We start from the raw sequence: 26,942 nt of genomic DNA, 5'->3' as shown, positions 1-26,942 counted from the left end.
TTATTTAAGTAATTCATTTATCGCATTCATCATTTCTTCTTCGGAATAGCCTGTAACGACATCCTTTACCATCCGTTTGTCGTCCAATATAAAAAAGACGGGAGCCGTGCGGCCGGTCCGGTACGCCTCAATCACTTCGTCCGTAGCACTTAGAAACGGATAATTCAATTCATTTCTCTCTGCATAGTTTCGGGAGGCGTGTGGCGCCTGTATCCATGTCTCCAAAGCGACAATCTCCAGGTCATTTCGATCGTAATCGTTCATTAGCTTCTTGAGGAAAGGGATCGCCGCGTGGCATGGCGCACAACCGATACCGGTAAAATTAAGAATCAGCACCTTGCTCTTGAAATCGTTCAGCGACACGATTCGCCCTTCGTCATCCGGCAAGGCCCATTCGGGGGCATGCTTGCCTATCAGTTCGTTCGGCGAGGAAGTCTTGCGCTTTTCCCCATATTTTGTAATCTCATAGCCTTGAGGAAAATAATCCGCCGCCCGAAAGTCTTCCGCCAATAAATGATTGATTTGTATATCAGAGTAAGTTCGGAGGCTGATATCTTGCGTCCTTTCCTTCCGCAGTTTATACGGCAAGCCGGTCGATTTACGGAACCACAGATCGTAAATCGATGTCGGACGTTCAACAGCTAACGGACTACCCGGCATATAATAGGCTTTTCCGAAAAACTCCACGTCCTTATCTTCATTGATAACCAAAGTAAGATGATATTCTTCCCCCATATCTTCCCAATCGACTTGTATGCTGTCGCCGGTTTGCAGAATATACAGGATAATGCTTTTGGCGTAATTGAAAAAGGGAGCCGACACCGGGTGGAAAGGCAAGCGATTGGAAGAAAAGTTATCGATAACAATTCGTTTGGTATCATGATAGGCCGTCGCCCTCACGATGCCGTCATAAGCAAATTCGAACGTGGTTGTATCTTCTCCGTTAAAGACGACATAACTCGCGCCAATGGTAGAATCCGCAGGATGATCGTATTCCTTTTGGAACCTGCGGGATGTCAACACCGGTATGGTATCGCCGACCTGCCACACCTTGACGTCTTCGTAATAGGTTGCCGACTTGACTTGCTCGAGACGCTCCAGCATGCTTTTTAAACACTCTCGCAGGGATTTATTACTTTCCTTCTGACCAAACAGAACTAACGGTAAAAAGAGAAAAAGACCAAATGATTTTACTTTCATGATAAGTCGGGTTTAGTGATTTTTCGGCCATACAAAGCCAGCGCCACGGCTGCGACTGTCGAGGTGAGCGAACGACACGCGCTAACATTCCGTGTGCCCCGCTGCACTATTTTATTAATAAACTTCTCCATGGTTATCCAACCAATTAGCGATAACGACCGTAAAGTTATATAATTATTTATCATCTTGTATCTATTTATTTGTTTTTTTTAGACGATTACCTCTTGTCCATTGTCCATTATCAATTGTCCATTGATAAGACCCGCGCCGGGTCGATCCGCACCGCCTTTTTCACTTGCCACACCAACGTCAGCAGCGACACTCCCGCTACGACTACCGCCGATACGGCGAACAACCACCACGATACCGGCGCCTTATGGGCAAACCCTTCCAGATATTTATTTATAAAAAGATACGATACCGGAACGGCAACAACAAAAGTCCCCGCCAGCAACCATATATATTTCTTCAACAACAGGTGCAACACGTCCTTCGTCGTCGCGCCGTTGACTTTCCGCAACGCAATCTCCCGGTACCGTTGCCGGATATCGAACAGCGACAGGGCAAACAGCCCCAGGCACGAAACCAGTATCGCAATCACCGCAAAGGTGTTATAAATGCGACTTATCCTTTTGTCTTCATCATATAGCGCTGCAATTTCATCTTCCATAAAAGCGTATTCAAAATCGGCTTCCCCATACAGTTCCTTATTCAGTTCTTTCAGAAAATCTATTGATTCACTCCGTTTTCCGGATACAATCTTCGCCATCATCGTTTCTCGCTGCATATATTCGTCTTCATACATAATGGCTATTGGCGTTGTCGGTTTGGAAAGATGTCCGGTATTGAAGTCCTTTACCACTCCCACAATTTCATACGCCGGATTGATACTCATATCGCCTCGTGCATACCAAAGACGATGTTCGGGTTGTAAATAAGCAGTATGTATATCTTCGATATTAAATATTTTTTTGGCCGTTTCGTTAATGATAAACCGATACTGTACAGCGATGTCAGTTGTATCCCATAAGCGTCCCTCCAATAATTGATAGTTAAATAAATCCATTTGCTTGCGCGACCGGTAAATGACAGCCACATTGTGAGCTTCCCCTCCTTCTACTGTTAAAGGTAAAGAAGCCTCTATCGAATAGAGCGGATCACCATACGACCATTGAGTAAACAACGGAGAAGCATTCATTTTTCTTTCGATGATTTCGGTTATTTCTCTATGGCGGCTTTCACGTTTTCGATATTCCTCTTCATCATTTACATTATAATAATTACTTTGATGGAATATTTTACAAACGACGACATTTTCAATATCGTAACCCAAGTCGGCTTGAAGCATAAAACGAAGTTGTTTCATGAAGAATATCGATATAATGATAAGGCAAAAGGTAATGACATACTGCAAAAATAAAAAGGCCGATCGAGAGATAAGCGATACGCCACCGACATTGACTGAGCGCAATGAAGTAATCGGCGAAGCATAATGGTATCGGAAAAAAGGATAAATACCCGTTATAATTGGAAGAATCAATAAAAGGATAAAAGATAACAGTATATCGAACGTAAAGTTGGGATGTAGTGTTAACGCAAATTGTTCGGAAAAAAGGCTTCTGAAAATTTCCAAAACAAACCATGCCAAAAAAATAGCAATAGCCGTCATTGACAAGTTTTCGAAATATATCTGTCCGAAAATCTGCCAGCCCTTAGCTCCATACACTTTTTTAATACCGAATTCACGACCGCGCCTCAACGTAATGACCGTGTAAATATTAATATAATTAAACAATCCGACCAATAAGATCAGGAGAGCCACAATCGACAACACCACCACGTTTGTACGGTTTCCCTGAAGAAACATTCCTTCCGCACGAGACATAAAAAGAGAGTTATCAAAATAATAGTCCCGTAACGGAAGCAGTTGATAACGGGTAAGGCTTCCATGATACTCTGGTAAACTCCGGAACTCCCCGTATTTTTTATTGAAATCCGTTATGTCGACTTCATCATGCAATTTTACAATCTGATAAGGGAGTCGCATCCAAGATTTTCGAAGGTTATCGTTCACCAGTATATCAAAATTGAAACTCGATTTGGTTTTCGGAATACCCAGTACACCCGCTACGTTTAAAATATCTCCCGATGCATATTTGATTTTTTGCCCGATGGGATTCGTGTTCCCGAAAATCTTTTTAGCCAATCGGGATGTGATAACGACGTCCTCAGGCGCAAGCATGCTGCCGTGTCCAAGGATAATAGGATAAGGTATCATTTGCAGAAAAACACTATCTGTAACAAATATATTTACGTTATACTGATGGTCGGCGACTGAAATTTGGTCATCTATAAAAGAGATGATCGATGTAAATTTTTCTACAGCCGGATCTTCCAACGGATTGATAAAATCTTTTTGACGATTGATATCTGTCACACCGCTTAATCGCGTGGGACGATTATCTTGTTCGATCGTCATCATACAGACCCTTTCTAAATCTTTCGCAAAATGATTCACCGTCGTCTCCTGATGCACGTACCGGGCGATAAGGATCACGCAAGCCAGGCTCACTGCCAGCCCGATAATATTCACCACCGTATATAACCGGAATTTCCCAAGCGAACGAAACGCAGTTTTTAGTAACTTCATATCAATTATAATTCAATAATTTCAGGATTCTGTTCTCCTTTTGTACATCTTCTGCATTCTGCATTCTCCATTATCAATTATCCATTGCCAGCACCCGTGCCGGGTCGATCCGCACCGCCTTTTTCACCTGCCACACCAACGTCAGCAGCGACACTCCCACTACGACTACCGCCGAAACAGCAAACAGCCACCACGATACCGGAGCCTTATGGGCAAACCCTTCCAGATATTTATTTATAAAAAGATACGATACCGGAACGGCAACAACAAAAGCCCCCGCCAGCAACCATATATATTTCTTCAACAACAGGTGCAACACGTCCTTCGTCGTCGCGCCGTTGACTTTCCGCAACGCAATCTCCCGGTACCGTTGCCGGATATCGAACAGCGACAGTGCAAACAGCCCCAGGCACGAAACCAGTATCGCAATTACGGCAAACGTGGTATACACGCGGCTTACGCGCTTATCGTCTTTATAAAGTGCAGCGATATCGTCTTCCAAAAAGCTATAAGTAAACTCCGCATCGCCGTTGATCTCCGTAAAAATATCACGCAAATAAGCGACGGCCTCTTTTTCACGACCAGGAATGATTTTCGCCATGAGAGGCCCGTACAGAAAGTCTGCATCGTACTCAATATCCTCCTCATAAGAAATCATTAACGGCACGGTCTTTTGAGAAAGATGGCCTGTTTGAAAATCCTTTATGACCCCCACAATTTCGTACGGAGGATTCTGTTTCATATCCCCTTCCAAAGAAGAAAACCATATCCTTTCTCCTGTTTGCAAGGATTGCGAGTGGATATCGGTTATTTCGAGAAGTTCTTTTGCCGATTCGTTGATTATGCATTTATACTGTCCCCAGATATCGATCGAATCATTCCAGAACCGCCCTTCCAACAGTTGCAGTCCGAACATCCGCATATAGTGGTTCGAAAACCATTCTATCGCGACTTCTTTATAATCCTCCCTACCCGAACGTGCCACCGGAGTGGAAGTTTTCAGGTTATAAGGCGGTTCGCCGAGTAACCAATTGGAAAACAACGGCGATTCGTTCAGCTTACGCCTGATCAGCTCTTCATTTTGTTTCATTTTATGATGACTGACTTCATACTCTTCATTACTTTTTATATCATTAAAATGATTATCGTATAACAATTTACAGATAATCACATTTTTCGTGTCGTATCCCGGATCGGCGTCCAGCATAAACCGCAGTTGTTTCATAAAGAACAAGGCGGTAACCAATAAAGCGAATGTGATAACATATTGAAGAAAGAGAAAAGCCGATCGCGAAACCAACGACACGCCGCCAACATTTACCGACCGTAACGATGTGACAGGCGTGGAGAAAGCATACCGTAAAAACGGATAGAGGGTAGTAATGAACGGCAAAACCAATAGAATCAGGCAAGAAAGCCACAGGTCAAACCGTTGATCGCCTTGCACGGCAATGCCCAATTGGTTTGTCAAAAACACATCGCTTAATTCGATCAGCGCCCATGCCAGAAACACCGCAATCACCGCCATAAAAAGATTCTCCATGTAGAGTTGCAGGAACAGTTGCGTTTTATTTGCCCCGAAAACTTTCTTGATGCCGAATTCACGGCCTCGTCTAAGTGCTACTACGGTATAAATATTGACAAAATTGAACAGCCCTATCAATAAAATCAGAATGCCTACGATAAAGACAACCTTTATACTTGCTTTATTTCCGAGTACAAAAACAGAATCGTTGCTTTCTTCATAGAGAAAATTCGAGCGGTCGAAATAAACGTCTTTCAACGCAAACAACTGATAGCGAACGAGCAGCTCTCTGAAATGAGAATAGTGTTTAAATTCTCCGTTTCGTTTATTAAAGTCTTCCACATCGGCACCGGAATAAAGCAAAACCAAATCGTGTTGTGATCGCGCCCAAAAGCCGTTTGGTTTCATGAGTCGGTTTACCAATAAGTCGAATTGAAGGAATGATTTGAATATCGGTTTTCGTATCACGCCCGACACTTTCAACACATCGCCCGAAGAATACGTGAAGGTTTTTCCCACGGGATTCGTATTCCCGAATAATTTCCGGGCAAACTCCTCCGTAAGGATCGCATCTTGCGGGGAAACCAATTTGCTGCTTCCATACAACACCGGATAAGGAAGAATTTGCAGGAAAACGCTGTCCGCCGCAATCAGTTTCACATCGAAGGTATGTTCGCCTAATACGATAAAATCCTTATCGAAAGGGACAAAAGAAGTAACCGCCTCCACCGAAGGATCGGTATGCGGATCGGTATAATCTTTATCATTATTCGGATTATAAGCTCCTCCGTAGCGGCTTCGCCCTTTTTGATCCTGATAGAACATCATATAGGTTCGGTCGAGGTCTTTCGCAAAATGATTCACCGTCGTCTCCTGATGCACGTACCGGGCGATAAGGATCACGCAAGCCAGACTCACCGACAGCCCGATGATATTCACCACCGTATATAATCGAAATTTCCCAAGCGAACGAAACGCTGTCTTTAGTAACTTCATATCGATTCTAATTCAAGATCATTCTCCTATTCTTACATTTATCATCAATTCTATCGCGCAGCATTATCGCCGAAGATAATTATCCGCGAAACGCTATCAACATATCGACCTATCACCCAATTTACACATTTGCCAATCTGCTAATTTGCTAATTTACACATTCGCTAATTTGCTAATTACCGAATCACCAACTCCTCCGCATCCCCGAAGCCGGCATATCCGCTCACAACCACCTTGTCGCCGTCCTCAAGCCCGCTCAAGACCTCATATTGCACGGGGTTCTGGCGCCCGATAGTGATGGCTGTCCGTATCGCCCGGTCGCCCGATTTATTCAATTTATAAATCCATTGCCCGCCCGTCGACTGAAAGAAATCGCCCCGGGGAATGACCACCGCCGACTCAGGCTGCCCGAGTTCCACCTGTACGCGAAAGCTTTTGCCGATGCGGACATTGTCGGGCTGTTCGCCGGTAAAGACCATATCCACTTGAAACTGCCGGTCTTTCACTTCCGGCACGACCTTCGACACCCGCAACGGGTACTTCTTCCCTTGATAAGTCACCGAAGCGGGCAACCCTACCGTAATACGATCGATATAATATTCGCTCAACTGCGTATTGAGTTTGAAATTATCCATCACTTTTATTTCACCGATGTTCTCCGATTGGCCGACACGCTGCCCGAGAGTTACGTTCAGGAAACTCAATTGCCCGTCGAGCGGCGCCTGCACCACTAAATCATCCGTGCGTCCGCGCACATGATCGGTTTTCTTCCGCGCACGCACCAAATCGGCATCCATCAGTTCGCGGCTCAACAGCGTGGCGGCGCTATCCTGCCGCAATCCTTCGAGTTGCAACGCCGTGCTTTTCGTTTTGTACGCATATTCCTCGCGCTGCAGGTCGAGTTGCGCCTTACTCTTCACACCCATCTTAAACTCTTCCTGTCCCAACACGAAATCTTTCTCCAACCGGTTCATCTCGTACCGGGCCTGAAGCGTTTGCTGCTTCAAGAGTATGGTTTTTTGTTCCATTTCCACCTTTTTTTCCTGATAAAGAATGCGTTGTTTTTCCCATTCATCCTGCTGTTCTTCAATGATACGTTCGAGTTCGGGATTATGCAACACGAGTATGGTATCGCCTTTTTGTAGCATGGCGCCCTCTTCGGCTACGATGCGATCGACCATGCCCGCTTCCAACGTATTCAGTTTGAGGGTAAGGATGGGCTGTACGATGCCTTCCGTATCGACATAATCGAGGAACTTATCCTGCTTCACATCGGCAATACCGATTTTATCGGTATCAATGCGCAACTTCCGTCCTCCCGAAACGGCAATCGCTACGTAAACGAGAAAAGCGATAAAGACCACTCCGCCCAGGAAATAATATTTGTATTTCTGAAAAACCGACCGCTTAGGCAACTGCCGGTCCATCGATGAATCACGCGACTCGTGAAACGTATCATGCTCGTACATCTGTTTTTTCGTTTTTTGTAAATCATCCATTATTCCAATTCCTTAAAAATACATTCTATATCGAATGGCAGGGTTATCATACGATATCGCGGCATTTCCGGTCGCTATCCATGCGCAAATTACGGGTTCCCAACAGGCTCCCTTCACGCAAGTGAAAAATTCGTGGAACTTTATTGCTTCATATTGAGAAATTTACTTTTTCGCGTTTTCTTTTTCTAATAAATTGGTTAAAGTCCCTTCCAGATTATAAATATTTAAGCCTTTTGTCATTACTCTTCCCTCGCGATTGATGTATTCGTAATGCGGAATGCCATTGAATTTAAAGAGTTCGCGCATTCTGTGATACTGGTCTTTTGTCAGTCGATAGCTATTCTTCAGGCCTTGCTCAGCTACATAATTTTTGTAAGTATCTTCCGGCGTTTCCTCACTGCAAATAAAAAGGAAAGCGATTTCCTTGCTATCGTTCAGTTTTTCCCGTAACGCTTTATTCTGTTTTATTCCTGCTACACAAGGTCCGCACCACGATTCCCAGAAATCGACTACGATATACTTCCCTTTTAGCGGGGCTGTCATTTCCCTGAATAATTTTCCGGCTCTCGTTTCGGGCAAGTCGTATGTGGTTACACCGTCTACGGGAAACTTCTGCGTATAAAGTCTCAGGGCTTCGGCGGTCAAAAAAGGATTTCGAATATCTTTTGTTGTGATTGCAAGAAGTTGTTCCGCGCTTTTATTGTCCGATAAATTACGGAAATCGGATTGCAATCCGCGTACTTTGGTAATATCATAAATGAGATTGGGTGTGGTAAGACGGAGCACATGGGTGAAGACCGAATCGCGTAGCTGAATCTCTTTTATATTGACCTCCCTTTGTTTGTTTTCAATGATTTTTTTAATTTGCGATGCATATTTTTGATTAAATGATTCGAAGGCTGCTGCATGAGTTTCATAATATTTCGTCCTTTCCTCGTCATTCGTTATATGCGACAGTTGTTCTTCAATTTTCAGCACCTCTTCATCCTCTTCTGTCCAACGATCTTTGCATTCATTTTTCAACTGTTGTGCAGAACTACCGGTGGAATAGGACAATTGTTTCCATATAGAGGTAAAAGGATCGCAAAATTCAAAACGGTTGACAAATACGGATGCGCTTGATGGACACAATAATGAAGGGTCATTCAGGGGCATCTGCTGCAGGAAATCGTAATAATCAACCGGCAACGGAGTTTGAATGGTAGTGTCTTCCAATAAGCGTTGGTTGTAATTGCTTGCATATTCCAGCAGGTTGGTACCATAAGTCAAAAGCGCTTCGTTTGTCAAAAGCGTTGCTGCTTTAGCCGATAAATCGCTTTGCCGGACCAACTTTCTGTTTTCATCGATAACTTGCAGCTCAAACGCTTTGTATTCCTTCGGATTTAATGTTTTGGATTTTTCCTGAATCTCCTTCCATGGTATTCTCTTGAGTTCAACTTTTGCTAATTGACGGTTGATATCAGACAATCCCCCTTTGAATTCAATCTCCTTGAATTTATACGATATATTCCGCAAACGATCGGCCGTTAAAAATTCTTCCCAATTTAACACCATAGCCAATGTGTGACCGGGTTCCATATAAAAATTAATCGGCTTGTCATTGACACTTACATAAAAAACAGTCGGGTATTGCATGGGAATATCAGCCTCAAAACGTCCGTCGGGATGAATTTCCACCGTAACCGGGAAATCTTCATTTGTGATCACATTACCCGCGTAGATAATTCCCGTACTGAATCCTAATCGGGGATCGTACCCTTTGATATAACCCGCCAAACGTCCCGGCTGGCGGGTAAAGAACCGATCCGACCGGTAATCGGGCAGCGCTTCCTTGATTTTTGAATTTTCAATTTCCGTGTCCAGCCATTCTGCAATCTTATCCGGTATCGCCTTATGCTCTTTTTCTACTTGCTTGTTTTTCTCTAAGGATACGCCGAAAATAATGGTTTTGTCGCCTTCCCCGTAATTTATCTTCTTTACGGATTTATCCAACGCAGGGAACGAAAGGACAAACAGGGAATCACCCGATTGAGGCATATAAATCTCCTTGTCGAATTCACCGTTCTCAATTCCGGTCGCCAATAATTTTTCAGAGCTTCCTTCCGGTTGAATAAAAGTTGTTTTAGGAAAATTCACCCACCAGCCGGGGATAAAAGTGGTTCTTACATGCACACGTGTTTCTTGATCCGACAAATCGATTTTGACAATATTGTCAATACCTGAATTCTTCACTTCGTATGCGGGATGATTGATCACACGGTTTTTACCCGCCACAGGAATTAAAACGGATAATAAAAATAATACGCTCAAGATGTCTTTTTTCATAAGGTTTGTTTTTTATTGAATTTTCGATCATTAAATTATTCATGTTTCATTATATCATTTATCCCTACCCCACCCATAACTTTTCGCGACATCCCTGAATGTTATGAAAAGGGAGGTAGCAACACTTTCTTGTCATTCTGATTACCAACAATGGATAAAGTTACTCAAAAGTTTCTTTCAGAGCCTGTAAGGGGTTATTTTTTTCAAAATCCCATCCGGTCATGCTTCGCAACCCGAAATACAAGCTCCAAAAGCGTTGCAATTCGCTAATATAGCTCCGCTGCGAACTGTCTTTTTCAGCGATGGCGGCGTTCAAATCGAGTACGGTAGACTTCCCCAACAAGTACAGCCGGTAGGCGACCTCATGACGCCGGGCGGCACGCATCGCCGTCTTTTGCGCGAGCGCCACCTTGTCGGCTTGCAAATTGAACTGTTTAACCATTTTGATCACATTCGCATCAAAATCGGTTTGTGCCTGTCCCCGTTCGATTTTTATCTTTTCGAGATTACTTTTCGCCACTTCTACCGTCCCTTTTCCTACCCCCCAATCAAGCAGCGGGATGCGGATACCAAGACTAACCAACTGTTGATCCAACGGATGACGGTACGCATTACTCAAAACCGAATGGGTTTGCGTAAGGCCGAATTCCACATATAAATCCGCTTTCAGTCCGCGTGAAGCCTTCGCTTGCGCAACTGCGCTCTCCCCCTGCATTTGTTGCAGGTAATACGACTCGATATCGGGACTGTTTTGCTGTGCCAGATGCAATGCTTCTTCCGGAGAAACGATAAAGGCCGGGACTTTTTCACTGATGATAGCCAGGATTTCGACATGATCGGTTATTCCCAAAAAACTCCGTAAATTCTGAATACAATCATCCGTCTCGATGCGGGCATTCATCCGGTTGGTTTGTTCGGAAAGATAATTGATTTCGAGTTGCAGCATTTCGTTTTCGGTGATCGTTCCTATCTCATACCGGCCTTTGGCATACGTGAAAAGCGTGTCGGCCGTAGCATAATTGACTTGCGCCGAATACAGATTGCTTTGCGCGGTCGCCAACTGAAAAAATTTCAAAGCAGCTTGTGCCGCTACCAGTTCCAACGTTTCGACGTACGATTTCCGCGCTTGCGAATACCGAGCCGGTTCTATCTTTTTGTTCCACTTCAAACGATTATATCCGAACAGGTTCTGCGAATACCCAATCACGACAGGAATAGATTTGTAAGAGAGTGTTTTATCGGAAAACAGATCAAGCCGTTGTAATCCCGTTTCCACAAAAAGGCTTCCGCCCAATAAAGGAATGTTCTGGTTAACCGTCAACGTTCCGCCATTAAGGAGTTGATTCCGATGCACGAAACTGTCCGAGCCGTCGGGAAGCGTCACCGGACTGATCGAACGGTTGAGAGCCGAAGAAGTATTGAGGGTTAGGCTTGGAAGATATTCGGCCTTGAACGATCGCCAATTCCAATAGGCCGCTTTATATTGATGACGGGCGGCCACGGCTTGCGGCGACTGCGTACGGGCTAATGCAACCGCTTCCTGTAACGTCAGGCAAATCGTATCCTGCGCCGCCAGTAAGGCGAAGGAAAATCCGAAGAGTAATATGACTGAAAATCGCTTCATGTACGAAATCTCTTATCAAAATCAATGCCAAAGCCATAAATCATTATATTTAAATAGATTATCAATAGAACAGCCAAACTATAAATGTGCGAAAAAGCACACACATCGTTCGATATCGCACACGCCCGATAAAGAAATTTTGACTACATTTGCATCGGGCATTTTATTCCGGTTAAACGAAAAGGATCATTCAATTAAGAATAATCGGCCCATCGTTTCAAAATACGCTAACGGAGATATGGATAAGCATGGAAAAATACTCATCATCGATGACAACGAAGATATTCTCTTCGCATTGAACCTATTGTTGCAGCCGTATGTAGAAAAGGTGAAAGTCACCACGCAACCGGAACGGATCGAATACTTCATGGCCTCTTTCCATCCCGATGTGATTTTACTGGACATGAACTTTCACAAAGATGCCAGCAGCGGAGAAGAGGGTTTTGTTTGGCTGAAGAGAATCAGGGAAATCGATCCGCAGGCCATCGTTATTTTCATCACCGCTTATGCCGATACCGAAAAAGCGGTTCGCGCCATAAAAGAAGGGGCGACGGATTTTATTCCCAAACCGTGGGAAAAAGACAAACTGCTGGCAACCGTCTCATCAGCCATTTCATTACGCAAAAGCCACAACGAAGTCAACCAACTGAAACAACAAGTGGCGGCATTGGAAAGCAACCGTCCGCCTCTACCCGAAATCATCGGAGAAAGCGAGTCGATGCAAAAGCTTTTCCATGAAATGGATCGCCTGAAAGATACCGATGCCAATATCCTTATTCTCGGAGAAAACGGAACCGGAAAAGATCTTATCGCTAACTTCCTGTACTACTCATCCCCCCGTGTCAACAAGCCTTTCGTGCATATCGATTTGGGAAGCATTCCCGAACAACTATTCGAAAGCGAATTGTTCGGATACGAAAAAGGAGCTTTTACGGATGCCAAGAAAGATAAACCGGGAAGATTCGAAATAGCTTCCGGAGGCACCTTATTCCTCGACGAAATAGGGAACCTTACTCCCACCATGCAGGCAAAACTGCTGACGGCTTTGGAAAAAAAACAAATCATCCGCTTGGGGGCGACCCGCCCTATCCGCATTGATGTCCGCCTTATTTGTGCGACCAATGCCGACATCCATTCACAGGCTGCTCAAGGCGACTTCCGCCAAGACCTGCTCTACCGCATCAACACCGTACAACTGCATGTCCCGCCATTACGCGAACGGGGAAACGACATTCTATTGCTTGCCGACCATTTCCTTCACTTGTATGCCCGTAAATATAAAAAGGAAATCAAAAACATCGCTCCTTCGGCACAACGCAAACTAAAGGAATATGCATGGCAAGGCAATGTACGCGAACTCCAACATGCCATCGAACGAGCCGTCATTTTATCGGGCGCATACACCCTTACCGCCGATGATTTTATGCTTGTTCCCGTTCAAGGCCCCGGCAAGAAAAAGACGGATAATCTGAATTTGGAAGAATTGGAAAGAAGCGCTATCGAACAGGCTTTGAAAGTAAGCGGCGGCAACATGAGCCAAGCAGCCGATTTGTTGGGTATTTCGCGCTTCTCTTTATACCGGAAAATAGAAAAACATACGACATGAAACTATCCGGCAAACATCTTTTCATTCTAAAAATATCCGGCATCGTAGCTTTGTCGATCGCCGGTGCGGCACTTTTTGTGAAAGGATTGTATTTTTCGGCAATCCTCGTGCTTATCCTTATCATACTCCTTGCCACCTCCTTATATAACAGCCGACGCAAGCTAATCGAAAAGATGGAACGCATGATCGCCGGTATCCGCTACTCCGACTTCTCTTTTCATTTTGCCGACAATCAATCGAAAGACGAGTTGGGGCGTTTATCGAAAGAGATGGAAGACGCGTTGCAAATCTTCCGCGACCGGACCCACGACTCCTTGATGGACGAGGCGGAGACACAGGCATGGCAAAAACTCATCACTGTACTGACCCATGAAATCATGAACAGTATCGCGCCGATTATCTCCTTATCCGAAACCATCGCCGAACGTGCCGCAAACGGAATGCCTTCGGAAGAGGAATATCGATTGATGAAAAGAGCCATGGAGACGATTCACCGGCGGAGTAAGGGACTGCTTTCCTTCGTGCAGAATTATCGTCAGCTCACCCGTATTCCCGATCCGGTAAAACAGCCGATCGACATATTATCCCTCTTAAAACATTTGCAGCAATTGGTTTCTGCCAACGGCATCCGGTTCGCGTATACGAGTTACCCTGAACGCCTGATTGTTGTAGCCGACCGGAACATGTTGGAACAAATGCTGATCAATCTTCTGAAAAACGCCAGAGAAGCAACCGTTTCACAAGTTTCTCCGCTTATTACGGTAAAAGCAGAACAGGTCGGAAATATCGTTCAAGTTACCGTATTCGATAATGGGTCAGGCATCGCCCCACAAGCATTAGACAAAATATTCATTCCTTTTTATACGACCAAGCAAGGCGGATCGGGAATAGGACTAAGCCTCACTCGCCAGATGATGATTCGCCATAAAGGGACTATTTCGGTAAAGTCAGATGAAACAGGGAGTGCTTTCACGCTATCTTTTCCCGGATAATGCCATAGGTTATACTCCCCCCACCCCCCCCCTTTTTACCCTCTTTAGAAAGTCTTATCCTATAATTGTTTTTGAAAAAAAATCCTTCACATATACAAGAGGTTGTTTTTGAAAGAAAAATTAATTGTCTATTTTTGTTGTTGTTTTAAACATCCCGATTAACTTCGAGCGAAAATGACGGATATAGAATTCAATTGGCAACAGTTTTTAGAATACGGAGATGAAAAGTCTTTTTCCGTAATCTATAATTGCTATGTGGATAATATGTATTCATACGGAATAAGTATGGGATTTCAAGAAGAAGCCTGTAAGGATGCTATTCAAGATGTGTTTTATAAGATCTATTTCTTACGGGGAAAGTTGCAACATATAAAGAATGGGCCTTCTTATATATTCCGGTCGTACAAGCACCGTTTATTGGATTTAGCACAAAAAGAACATTCTGAAGACACTTCGCTCTCTACAAACTATCAGGAAACACCTTTCTTGACTGAAGTTTCCATTCTCGACAATCTTATTGATAACGAAGAAGCTGAACTTTTAAAGAAGAAAGTGCAAATACTACTCGATAATTTGACATCCCATCAACGTGAAGCCGTATATTTGCGCTATATGATGGAATTGGAATATGAGGATATTGCAAATATATTGAATATCAGTCAGGAGTCCGTCCGCAAACTGATCTACCGGTCATTAGAAAAACTTCGTGAATTTGCCTCGAATGACAACATGCCAACACTACTCTGGATAGCGTTCGCATTTTCTTTTCATCTTTAAGGAAACGTTCCTTACTATCAACTATACTGCTATTATGGATTCGTTTTGACACGACAGAATGTTAAAGACTTTATTTTTCTGTTTATTTATGTCCACAAAAAAACACGCTATCCGTCTTCTTAGTAAAAACAATTACTGTGGACGACAAGAATCGAACATCTCGCAATAAATATAAGATCCTTCACGACGAAGAATTTATAAAATGGCGCCTTTTCCGGACTAAGGAATCAGAGGAGCAATGGAATAATTTTTCGGCTGAAAACCCATCTTTACAGAGAAGTATTGAAGAAGCGATCACCCAGTTTAACTCCTTGCGTATAAACAGGCGAGTCTTATCGGAAGATGAGAAGCAAGAGATGTATACAAGCATATTACGAAAAATACAAAAAATCAGAAAACGAAAAATCAGAAAAATCATCACCTCTTCTGCTGCTATCTTATTATTATTCATCGCATCGGCTCTTTACGTATGGAATAACAAAAACTCCGGAGAATTCAACCTTGGCGATAATGAGACAATTATAGGACAAACTCTGCCCGACGAAGAAATACAACTTATATCGGGTAAAAATATCATTCCTATCAATCAAGAGGCACATATAGGCCTTACGCAAGACAGTAAAGCGCTCATTACCGATAGCACAGACAATAAACGGGAAATTACATTGGCATCCCAAGAAATAAATCAGTTGATTGTGCCTTTCGGAAAACGAACAGATATCACCCTTTCCGATGGAACACATATCTGGCTGAATTCAGGCACTCAATTGGATTTTCCGACTGTTTTTACCGGCAAAACGCGCGAAATATACGTCTATGGGGAAATCTTTATTGATGTCGCTCATAATTCGAAAATCCCTTTCATCGTTCGCTCTAAAGAGATCGAGATCGAGGTATACGGCACATCGTTTAATGTTTCTGCTTATAATGATGATAATAAAAAAACAGTCGTATTGATAGATGGTAAAATAACTATAAAAACAGAAGGCAACGACAAGATCGATTTATTTCCAAATGAGAAAATAGATATTGAAGAACATAAACTATTAAAAGAAAAGGTGGACGTATCGGAATATATCAGTTGGACAAAAGGAGTGCTCGAGTTTGAGCAAACGCCCATGTCGGAAATACTGAAAAAGATAGGGCGATATTATAACGTCCGGTTCGATGGAAGTCCAGACATTGCATTGAACGAAAAGAGTTGTTCCGGTAAATTATTTTTATCGAATAATCTGGATAGTGTTCTTACTTCCGTTTCGGTACTATCGTCTACTATATACAAAAGAGAAAATAACAAAATTCATATTATTAAAAAATAACGCCTATGCAACATAACTAAATTAAAAAAAGATCGGACAATGGTGACACATCGCCCGATCAAGTTAAAAATCAATTTACAAGTAACACTAAATTAATATGTAAACTAAAATTCATTACAAATGTATAAAAGAAAAATTAAATCTGATCAATCTGCATATAAAAAGTGCAGCAACATCTTAAAAGTCATGAAGATTTCAATACTATTACTTTTTCTATGCCTCTTTAGCATCACAGCGGAGAACATTTATCCTCAACAAAAAGAACTTTCGTTGAATCTTAAAAATGTGACTTTAGGGCAAGCTATCTCAGAAATAGAACAAACAAGTGATTATGTATTTCTTATTACTGATGACGCTCGAAAAGAATTAAATAAAAAAACGGATATACATGCCAGAAGAGAATCAATAAATAAGATTCTGGAATCTCTTTTAAAAAATACGAGCTTAAAGTATTCTGTTATTGAACGGCAAATATCCGTATATAAGAGTGATTCTAAAACCAAAATTCAGCAAGTTCCGACATCCGCAAGAGAAATCACGGGTCGGGTGATGGATGGAAAAGGAGAATTACTTATTGGCGTAAATGTAATAGAAGTCGGTACTACAAATGGAACTATTACTGATAATAACGGCACATACACGATTCGGACTACAACAGATAGACCTAAACTGAAATTTTCGTATATTGGATTCAAAGACCAAGAAGTTTCGATAGGAAAGGAAAATATTTTAGATGTAGTTATTGAGGAAGCCGTAGGAGAGCTGGATGAAATAGTTGTCGTTGGCTATGGAGAACAACGAAAAATCAGCACTATAGGCTCACAATCCAGTCTAAAAATTCAGGATGTAAAAGCTCCCACGGGAAGCTTATCGAACGTCTTAGCGGGAAGACTAGCCGGTATAGTAGGAGTACAACGTACAGGCGAACCGGGAAAAGATGCCGCTGATATTTGGATACGTGGTATTTCAACCCCTAACGGATCGACTCCACTGATTTTAGTAGATGGGGTGGAAAGACCGTTCAATGATTTGGATCCCGAAGACATCGAATCTATCACATTATTGAAAGATGCTTCCGCAACAGCTGTCTATGGCGTAAGAGGTGCAAATGGAGTGTTGGTTATTAAAACCAAACCGGGAATAATAGGCAAACCTTCTGTCAATATCGATTATTACGAAGGCTTTAACCGATTTACCAAAGATCCAATAATGGCTAATGGGATCACCTATATGGAAGCTGCAAACGAAGCTTCTTATAATATGGGAGAAGGGCAATACAAAAATTATTCCCAAGAATATATAGAAAACACCAGATCAGGGAGCGATCCCCTTTTATATCCAAACGTAAATTGGAGAAAAGAAATATTTAATGATTGGGCGCATTCTCGCAGAGCCAATGTAAATATCAGGGGAGGAAGCCAAATGGCTCAATTCTATTCTTCCGTCAGTTATTATAATGAAACGGGAATGATAAAGACGAATGATTCTGAAAATTATGATTCCGGTATAAATTTCAACCGTTATAATTTCATGACCAATCTGAATGTCCAACTCACACCAACTACTAAAGTGGATGTGGGTGTACAGGGTTATTTGTCGAATGGAAATTATCCGGCTCAATCTTCCCAAACCATTTTTTCGTCTACGATGGAAGTCAATCCTGTAAAATATCCCGCTATGTTTGTTGTGGATGGCGTTCAATATGTGCCGGGTACACACACGCAGGGGGCCGAAAGAAATCCTTATTCCGACGCCACAAAACGAGGATATCGAAAAACAATGAGCAATAGAGTTCAATCGAATGTTCGGATAACTCAAGATTTGGACTTTTTATTAAAAGGCCTCAGTCTTACATCCATGTTCGCTTTCGATGCCGTAACAACCCGCGAAAGATGGTATGAAAAGCGCGAAAACACGTACTATTTCAAAGATAGAAGCAATCCTTATGATGAACAAGGAAAACCTATATTAATTCCTACTTGGAATTCGGGATCGACGGCTTTGTCTTTCGGCAAGTCTTTCGAGGGACAACAAAAAGATTATTTTGAAGCTTCCCTCAACTGGGAAAGACTTTTCGGAGAAGATCACCGAGTGAGTGCTATGGCGATTTACACACAAGAAAGCAGGACCTATAACGAAGCAAATAATATTATACAATCCATTCCTTTCAGAGTGCAAGGATTTGCCGGAAGGGCTACCTATGCCCTTAAAGACCGGTATTTCGCAGAATTCAATATAGGATATAACGGCGGCGAGAACTTTCCTAAAACCAAACGCTTTGGTACTTTTCCTGCAATTGGTGCAGGGTGGGTTCCGTCAAGCGAACCTTTTTGGGATCCGATTAAAGATGTTTTTTCGTTTTTCAAGATACGGTATACGTACGGTAAAGTAGGTAATAGTCGAACGGGAACCAATTTAGGAGATAGAAGGTTCATGTATATAGAACAATACGGATGGAACAATGACTACGGTTATTCATTCGGTACAAACGGCCGAAGTGGGGTTGTAATATCGAATCCGCGCACGGATTTAGGTTGGGAGGTAGCAACCAAACAAGACTTAGGATTCGACCTAAAATTCTTTAAAGATGATCTAAATGTGACTTTCGATTTATTTAAAGAAAACAGAACTGACATTTTGTTATTACGCAACAATTCTCTTCCCGGATACGCTGGATTCCAATCCGTTCCTTATGGTAATGTAGGAGAAACAAAAACATTAGGATTCGATGGAAACATCGAATATTTTAAACGAATTAATAACGACTGGGCTATAACGTTGAGAGGCAATATGACCTATGCTGATCCGGAATGGGTGGATGACGATCAACCTTTACGGGAATATGCATGGAGAAACAGAAAAGGATTCAGCCTTACTTCTATCGAAGGATATGAAGCGCTCGGGTTATATACGCAAACCGACATTGATTTAATCAATGCTTGGTATGCCTTGCCCGCATCGGAAAGAGCAAACACTCCGCAACCATTTCCTACTCCTCCAAAAGTAGGATTGACAGATGTGAAGGCCGGTGATATGATGTATAAAGATATGAATGAGGACGGTAAGATAGATGATAATGATAAATCGTGGTTGGGAAATGGCGATGTACCTATCCTAAACTATGGATTCGGATTCAATCTGGATTACAAACGCTTCTCTTTAGGGGTTCTGTTTCAAGGTACAGGCAAAGCAAATCGTTTTATAGGCGGCATTGTGCGGCCGTTTAATGATGCCGGTGTCGGAGCAGTTTACAGCAATATTACGGATCGCTGGTCGCAAGATAATCCCAAACAAGATGCTTTCTATCCCAGACTCGCTTACGGAAACGATGCATTGGGAAACCAAAACAATTTTGAAAACAGCACATGGTGGCTCAAAGACATGAGTTTTTTCCGGCTAAAAACGCTCCAATTATCTTATAAACTCCCCAAAACTTGGTGCGAAAAAGCGAATGTAAATAACGCCAGTGTTTATATGATGGGGATGAATTTATTTACGTTCTCCAAATGGAAATTATGGGATCCGGAATTGAATACCGACAATGGAACGAAATATCCAAACACGACGTCTTTTACCGTCGGAGTAACATTTAGTTTTTAATAAATATATGATTAAAGCATAAACAGCATATGAATAACAATATATATATAAACATTATAGGTCTCGCACTGACGTTTTTAACAATCAGTTCTTGTAGTGATTATCTGAATCAAGTGCCTTCCGATATCGTTACATTAGAGAAAGTTTACGAAACCCGCAATGGAGTATTGGACAACCTAGCAACCGTCTATTCTTCTATGCCTGCGGAATTTGAAGACCGATGGACTGCCTCGGGAGGAGCGAACGGCACTTCCGGAGCATGGAATGCAGGATGTGATGACGCGGAATTCATTTGGGATTTCAATGGAGCGCAAAACATCAATAACGGCTCATTGAACGGTGAAACCGGATTTGTATATGATTACTGGAATAAGTGGTATAAAGGCATCCGAGCAGCAACCTCCTTTATAGAAAACATACATATCTGCAAAGTTCTTGAACCGGGCGATTTGGAACAATGGATAGCTGAAGCAAGAGCTGTAAGAGCGATTTATTACTATTATCTTTTAAGATTATATGGACCGGTACCTATCATTGAAAATTCCATTTCGGAACAAGCTCCGCTCAGCGAACTAAACACGCCTCGCAATAGCGTGGAAGAAGTGGTTGCCTATATTTTATCCGAATTGGATATCGCCATTAATAATGGCCTTCAAGTAAATATTAAACAAAACTCTTCGGAAACCGTCACTTCTGCCGATAAAGGATTGGGGCATATAGACCAAGCCATTGCAAGAGTATTTAAAATCCAAACAAGAATGCTGGCTGCAAGCGATTTATTTAACGGAACCAATGATTTTTATGCGTCTTTGACGAATAATGACGGTAAAAAATTATTTCCGTCCTATACACAGGAGCAAAAGCGGCAACTTTGGGAGAATGCGGCAACTGAAGCGAGAAGTTTCATCGACGATTATGTGGGTAAAGGATATGATTTGACGCGTAAATATACCGACGGGAAGCTTGACCCGTATCTTTCCTATCGTGAAGCAGTGAGAGGTGCGACTTCCGAATTGACTAATTTTAGCGGAACAACTTCAGCAGCCGAAATGATTTGGTTTAATAGACAAGGGAATGCCAGCACCATGCATTACAATAGAACACCCAAACACTTCGGTTATGCCGATGGAGTTCGGTGTTCCGGCGGGATGGCCGCCACCCAGGAAGCTGTTGATGCATATTTTATGGCTAATGGCTTAAAACCTATTTCAGGATATCAATCTGATGAGAAAACCCCCATTATTAATTCTACTTCCGGGTATACAGAAGAGGGATTCTCGACCGAAGACTACAAAGACCCTGTTACAGGACGTGTATTAGCCCCCAAAGGTGTTTGGAACGCTTGGGTTAATAGAGAACCCCGCTTTTATGCAGACATTACTTTCGACGGACAGAAATGGCTTTATACGGGTTCAGGAGACGTTTATACGGGACTTCAATACACCGGAAATTCAGGCCGCGGTACTGGTAATGCTAATGACTATTCCAAAACGGGATATGTAGTGCGTAAATCCGCTCCAACAACCGTATGGTCGAATAACGACCGGGTATCCATCATGCTTCGCATGGCACAGATATATTTGGACTATGCCGAAGCTTTACACGAAAGCAATCCGGGCAGCCCTGATATTCTCAAATATTTGAACCTTATTAGAGAAAGAGCGGGTATTCCTCAATATGGAGGCGGTGCTGGACAACTTCCAATACCAGCAAATATGCGTCAAGCTATCAGGGATGAGCGTCGCGTTGAATTGGCATTCGAAAACAATCGCTACTTCGACTTAAGAAGATGGTGTATAGCGGAAGAAAGTCAAGGAAAAGCTATCCACGGCATGAATATCAATAAAAACGGAGAAGAATTCTTTGTACGTACAAAAGTGGAAGATCGATATTTCGAAAAGAAAAATTATTTTTTTCCTCTTCCTTTAAAAGATCGAACGATAAACAAAGAACTGGTACAAAATCCGGGGTGGTAAAAAAACAGATATTATGAATAGAGGTTCCGATCTCTATTCATAATCCTTACATCCTTTTAAATCAATTTATTTCGTTTTATGATGAATAGTAAATCATTCTTTATTTTATCATTTTTGTTCCTTACCGTTAATTGTTCGGGAAAAGAAGTATTGGAAGAAACAACCGGGCGTCCCATCGAACTGAAAGAATTTTCCTCGCAGGATGCTATCACGGCTATCGACGCTTTTAATACATACTTTTTCGATGTAAACAAACAGTTGTATTTTCATACTTCCGACAAAAAAGGTGTAGCGGCAATCTGGACTCAAGCTATTTATTGGGACATGTTGATGAACGCCTATAAAAAAACAAACGATCAGCAATACTTGGCATTGGTACATAATTTTTATGAGGGTTGCTACAATTATTATGATAAATATAACTGGGACAATGGCGTTGTTTGGTTTATTTACGATGATATTATGTGGTGGGTTATTTCATTTGCAAGAGCCTATGAATTGACTGGCGAGCAAAAATTCCTGACTTACTCTCAAACAGGATTTGAAAGAGTATGGTCGGGATCGAAGGTGGTAGGCGACAATGGTAGCTATGATGTCGAAAGAGGAGGAATGTATTGGGCTTGGGATCAACAAAACCCAATAGGAACCCCCGCCAAAACAATGGGAAAAATGGCTTGCATAAACTACCCGACCGTCATTGCAGCCATGACGCTCTATAATATCACCCAAAACGAAGATTATCTTAACAAAGCGAAGGAAATCTATGATTGGTCGCGCAATAACTTGTTCGATAAAAAAACGGGAGCCGTTGCGGATTCGAGACACGGTGAAGGCACTCCCAATTGGAAAACTCATGTTTATAATCAAGGTACTTGTATCGGAGCGGCTGTAATGTTGTATAAACAGACAAAGGAAGAGAAATTTTTAAATGACGCTATATTGGCAGCTGATTATACAAAGAATAAAATGTCGGATAGTAAGGGGGTGTTGCCTTTCGAAACTGGAATTGAACAAGGTATCTACACAGCTATCTTCGCTCAATACATTATTCGACTGATAGAAGACGGGGGGCAGACCCAATATCTTGACTGGATGCGTTACAATGCAAATAAGGCATGGGCAAACAGAGATTCCAGGAATCTCACTTATAAAAATTTTAATACGGCATGCCCTACGGGCGTACTGGAAGTCTATGATGTCAGCGGCGCACCCGCAATCATGCAGGTTATTCCTCCTAAAACGAAATAACGGAAAAGGTTTATTAAAAAAGGGGCGTAAAAATCTGACAGAATTGTAGATTAATTTACGTTATTAAAAATATTCACTCAAAATAGAAAAAGACATATGAAAAGTACAAATAATATAATACAAAGAATTGCTTTTATTCTCTTAACCGTTTCGATTTTATTCTTTTCTTGTGTGGAAGAAAAGAATGATATCATTAGAGAAGGCAATCCCAAAATCGAAAAGTTGGGCGAAAATCTAACCCAACTGAAAGAATTAAGAGATAATTCTCGTTACGGAACAGTTAAAGGACAGTATCCGGAAGAAAGCAAACAAATACTGGATGATGCGATGGCAGTAATCGGCCGGCTTATCATGAAGATGAATGATGGAATAAATGTTTCAGATTCTGAAATAGAGGAGGCAACTTCGAGGGTTGTGACAGCCATCGAAAATTTCAAATCGACAATTCGAACAGAAACGCAATTGTTCCCGGCCGAACTGTATGTCAACGGCAAAGAAGGAGGTTATATCGATTTCGGAACAAGCCCGGCATTTTCGCGCTTTGGCACCGATGGAAATCAATCGTTTACTGTAGAATTATGGGTTAAGTTAAGTACGACTTCGGGATTTGGAACAATTGTTTCCACTTATTTGGAGGACGGAGACGAGCCTCGATACCGTAAAGGATGGATGATCAACCATTTCAACAACGATTACATGCGAATATCCTACGGATTGAACGATTATAATCTTTGGGAGCCGGGTGACGGCTTTAGAGATTTGAACAAATGGAGACATGTAGCGGCCGTATATAGCGATGCTGGCGTGGATGGATCGAAAGAGGGCAATAATCCTGTTGTTATAAAGTATTATATAGACGGCGAACTCAAAAAGACTCAAATAAACAACAATCCGGGATCAGTCTATTACAATGCTGCCGATGATAAAGGCAAAGCCATGACCGCTTTTATTCAATTCAATAAGAACGGCAATCAAGACCGTCAAGCAGAAGGTTACATCAAGGATTTTCATATCTGGAAAACCGCTAAATCGGGTGACGAAATCAAAAGACTCATGAATAAAGAAATTCTCGTCACCGGCCAAGAAGAAGATTTAGTATGCGGCTGGGATTTCAACTCGACTGTTGAAGATGAACAAAGCATCAAGGACCTAACCGGTAAATATTCCGCTGCCGTAAAAGGCAAACACGAATGGATAATGCTTGAATAAATAAAAAAACTGTGTCAAAAGGTTATCTCTTCCTTGTGTTGATGAAGGAATAGGACTAACTATTTTTAGGACTCTCGGTTTTTGGCAGCAGGTAATTCTTTTGACACAGTATTTTAAAAAATTCTCGACAAAAAAAACTATTTTTATACGTTATTATTCTTTTTATTTTTATCCTTTAATGAAGAAAAAATTCAAATATTACAATTTTGGAGTTCCCCTGCTCTTCTTATTATTATCGTGTAGCAGTCTCAACCATAAAATAAGTACTACAGAAGGAAGGGAAAAAACAGTTTTTCAAACATCCGCTCATTGGAAACCTTCCATAGATGTCAGAGCAGACGCGGCAATTGTCTATGGAGCAAACGATAGGACGGACCTCCGCTTCGAAGAAAGGGTCAAATCGTGGAAAGACAGAGGATATGACACCCATTTCATGACCGGAATAGCATGGGGCGAATATCAGGATTATTTTACCGGAAAATGGGATGGCAAGTGGCATCTCGATGAAGGACAAGTAACCAGGCAAGGAGATACGATATGGCACGGACACATGGTTCCCTATATTGTCCCCTCCGAAAACTTCATCCGATATATGAAGGAAGAGCACATAAAAAAAGTAATTGATGCCGGTATCGACGCTATTTATTTGGAGGAACCTGAGTTTTGGGCGCGCGCCGGATACAGTGAAGCGTTTAAAAGAGAATGGAAAGACTATTACGGCTTTAACTGGCGGCCTCAGCACGAATCTCCCGAAAACACCTATCTGTCCAACAAATTAAAGTATCATTTATACTATAAAGCCTTGGATGACTGCTTTTCGTTTGCCAAGGAATATGGAAAAAGTAAAGGAATGAACGTACGCTGTTACGTACCTACCCATTCGCTGGTAAATTATTCACAATGGCAGATAGTCAGCCCTGAGGCAAGTCTGGCATCGCTTCCTTCCATGGACGGATATATTGCTCAAGTCTGGACAGGTACATCACGCGAACCGAATTATTATAATGGAGTTGTAAAAGAACGCGTTTTCGAAACAGCTTTTCTGGAATATGGATCAATGGAATCGATGACTGCCCCCACCGGACGCAAAATGTTCTTTTTGACCGACCCTATCGAAGATCGGGCTCGGGATTGGGGGGACTATAAAAAAAATTATCAAGCGACTTTCTCCGCACAATTACTTTATCCAAATATCGCTGATTACGAAGTCATGCCCTGGCCGGAACGTATTTACGAAGGATTATATAAGAATCCGAACAGCGAAGAAAAAGAGAAAATTCCCCGCCCCTATTCTACGCAGATGCAGATAATGATTAATTCATTGAATTCGATGCCTGAATCGGAGAATAGAGTGAGCGGTTCCCATGGAATTGGGGTATTAATGGCAAACTCATTAATGTTTCAACGTTTCCCAACTCATGATGGCTACGAAGATCCTCAATTATCAAATTTCTATGGCCAAGCTTTGCCTTTTCTGAAAAGAGGTGTTCCTGTAAAGATTCTTCATATCGAAAACGTTTCCTATCCGGGAACATGGAAAGGCCTTAAAGTGTTGATTATGTCTTACTCTAACATGAAACCGGATTCTTCGAAATCTCATAAATATATTGCCGATTGGGTAAAATCGGGTGGGGTCTTGATCTATTGCGGAAAGGACGATGACCCTTTTCAAACCGTACGCGAATGGTGGAATACAAAGGACAACCAATATGAAAGAGCTTCCGATCATTTGTTCAAGCTAATGAATATGCCCTTCTTTGCTCCTGAAGCTGAATATAGATATGGAAAGGGGAGCATATATGTTATTCGTAAAGACCCTAAAGAATTTGTATTAGAAAATAACAATGATGACCATCTGATTACCACTGTAAAAAACATATACGAAAAAAAAGGAAATACGCTCGAATTCAAAAATAATTTCACTCTCACACGAGGAATGTATGAAATAATTTCTGTTTTGGATGAAAGCGTGAGTAAGCAACCCTATGTTTTGAAAGGATTATTTATCGATCTTTTTGATCCCCAACTACCTGTTGTGAATGAAAAGACGGTTTATCCCGGAGAACAATCTTTCCTGTTGAATCTTAGCCGAGTGGATAATCCGAAGCGCCCTCAGGTACTTGCTTCCGCTTCCCGGGTATATAATGAAAATGTTTTGCGCAACCAATACTCTTTCCTTACAAAAAGCCCGGTAAATACAACCAATGTCATGCGTGTTTTATTGCCTGCTCGACCCAAGGAATGGAACCTATACGATAGCAATCGAAATAAATTGACCGAATTGGACTGGAATTGGGATGAAACGAGTAAAACAGCTTTCTTGTCTTTCGAAAATAACCCCGAAGGAATAGAGATCAATATTGAATGGTAAAAGAAGAAAACGTCGCTAAAAAATT

General features: G+C 42.0%; 17 protein-coding genes. 10 read left to right on the top strand and 7 right to left on the bottom strand.

The genetic code is table 11. From position 1 onward, the window contains the following. The 5 genes from ABNK31_RS03020 to ABNK31_RS03000 all read right to left on the bottom strand — a co-directional run bounded on the left by ABNK31_RS03020 (window position 1) and on the right by ABNK31_RS03000 (window position 7,798). Window positions 1–1,104 carry a peroxiredoxin family protein gene (locus ABNK31_RS03020; RefSeq protein WP_418894258.1) on the bottom strand — a complete coding sequence of 368 codons (1,104 nt, stop codon included), beginning with the start codon at window positions 1,102–1,104 and terminating at the stop codon, window positions 1–3. Between the two features lie 92 nt (window positions 1,105–1,196). Beyond that, on the bottom strand, window positions 1,197–1,385 hold the full coding sequence (locus ABNK31_RS03015) for a hypothetical protein (RefSeq protein ID WP_418894257.1): 189 nt from the start codon (window positions 1,383–1,385) through the stop codon (window positions 1,197–1,199). Between the two features lie 56 nt (window positions 1,386–1,441). Then, on the bottom strand, window positions 1,442–3,850 hold the full coding sequence (locus ABNK31_RS03010) for an ABC transporter permease (RefSeq protein WP_418894256.1): 2,409 nt from the start codon (window positions 3,848–3,850) through the stop codon (window positions 1,442–1,444). A 73-nt stretch (window positions 3,851–3,923) separates the two neighbouring features. After that, a complete protein-coding gene (locus ABNK31_RS03005; RefSeq protein ID WP_418894255.1) occupies window positions 3,924–6,371 on the bottom strand; it encodes an ABC transporter permease in 2,448 nt (815 codons plus the stop codon). A 176-nt stretch (window positions 6,372–6,547) separates the two neighbouring features. Continuing rightward, window positions 6,548–7,798, bottom strand: coding sequence for an efflux RND transporter periplasmic adaptor subunit (locus ABNK31_RS03000; protein WP_418895352.1), 1,251 nt, complete (start codon window positions 7,796–7,798; stop codon window positions 6,548–6,550). 106 nt (window positions 7,799–7,904) lie between these two features. On the opposite strand from ABNK31_RS03000, the gene ABNK31_RS02995 reads away from it, so the two are divergent. Next, entirely contained in the window at window positions 7,905–8,027 is a 123-nt protein-coding gene (locus tag ABNK31_RS02995) for a hypothetical protein (protein ID WP_418894254.1), read from the top strand. A 5-nt stretch (window positions 8,028–8,032) separates the two neighbouring features. On the opposite strand, the gene ABNK31_RS02990 is transcribed toward ABNK31_RS02995, so the two are convergent. Next, a complete protein-coding gene (locus tag ABNK31_RS02990; protein WP_418894253.1) occupies window positions 8,033–10,195 on the bottom strand; it encodes a TlpA family protein disulfide reductase in 2,163 nt (720 codons plus the stop codon). A gap of 160 nt (window positions 10,196–10,355) precedes the next feature. After that, a complete protein-coding gene (locus ABNK31_RS02985; RefSeq protein WP_418894252.1) occupies window positions 10,356–11,819 on the bottom strand; it encodes a TolC family protein in 1,464 nt (487 codons plus the stop codon). A 238-nt stretch (window positions 11,820–12,057) separates the two neighbouring features. Between ABNK31_RS02985 and ABNK31_RS02980 the strand changes: the two genes are divergently transcribed. From ABNK31_RS02980 to ABNK31_RS02940, 9 genes are all read left to right on the top strand, one after another. Next, window positions 12,058–13,425, top strand: coding sequence for a sigma-54-dependent transcriptional regulator (locus ABNK31_RS02980; protein ID WP_418895351.1), 1,368 nt, complete (start codon window positions 12,058–12,060; stop codon window positions 13,423–13,425). Then, window positions 13,422–14,417: a sensor histidine kinase gene (locus tag ABNK31_RS02975; RefSeq protein WP_418894251.1), complete on the top strand. Its 996-nt coding sequence runs from the start codon at window positions 13,422–13,424 to the stop codon at window positions 14,415–14,417. The genes ABNK31_RS02980 and ABNK31_RS02975 overlap by 4 nt, the downstream gene beginning before the upstream one ends. A gap of 174 nt (window positions 14,418–14,591) precedes the next feature. Then, window positions 14,592–15,194, top strand: coding sequence for an RNA polymerase sigma factor (locus ABNK31_RS02970; RefSeq protein WP_418894250.1), 603 nt, complete (start codon window positions 14,592–14,594; stop codon window positions 15,192–15,194). Between the two features lie 137 nt (window positions 15,195–15,331). Beyond that, entirely contained in the window at window positions 15,332–16,513 is a 1,182-nt protein-coding gene (locus tag ABNK31_RS02965) for a FecR family protein (protein ID WP_418894249.1), read from the top strand. Window positions 16,514–16,633: 120 nt separating this feature from the next. Continuing rightward, window positions 16,634–20,113: a TonB-dependent receptor gene (locus ABNK31_RS02960; protein WP_418894248.1), complete on the top strand. Its 3,480-nt coding sequence runs from the start codon at window positions 16,634–16,636 to the stop codon at window positions 20,111–20,113. Between the two features lie 29 nt (window positions 20,114–20,142). Further along, complete coding sequence (locus ABNK31_RS02955) at window positions 20,143–22,089, top strand: RagB/SusD family nutrient uptake outer membrane protein (protein WP_418894247.1); 1,947 nt, start codon at window positions 20,143–20,145, stop codon at window positions 22,087–22,089. A 78-nt stretch (window positions 22,090–22,167) separates the two neighbouring features. Next, window positions 22,168–23,337, top strand: coding sequence for a glycoside hydrolase family 76 protein (locus ABNK31_RS02950; RefSeq protein WP_418894246.1), 1,170 nt, complete (start codon window positions 22,168–22,170; stop codon window positions 23,335–23,337). A gap of 96 nt (window positions 23,338–23,433) precedes the next feature. Then, window positions 23,434–24,546, top strand: coding sequence for a DUF4972 domain-containing protein (locus ABNK31_RS02945; RefSeq protein WP_321579718.1), 1,113 nt, complete (start codon window positions 23,434–23,436; stop codon window positions 24,544–24,546). A 178-nt stretch (window positions 24,547–24,724) separates the two neighbouring features. Then, window positions 24,725–26,917, top strand: a complete 2,193-nt coding sequence (locus ABNK31_RS02940; protein ID WP_418894245.1) for a hypothetical protein — start codon at window positions 24,725–24,727, stop codon at window positions 26,915–26,917. The last annotated feature ends 25 nt before the right edge of the window (window positions 26,918–26,942 follow it).

This window comes from Limibacterium fermenti (assembly GCF_041902845.1).
Taxonomy (GTDB): domain Bacteria; phylum Bacteroidota; class Bacteroidia; order Bacteroidales; family Dysgonomonadaceae; genus Limibacterium; species Limibacterium fermenti.
The sequence above is the reverse complement of the archived record's forward strand: the minus strand, read 5'-3'. Positions and strand labels throughout refer to the sequence as shown.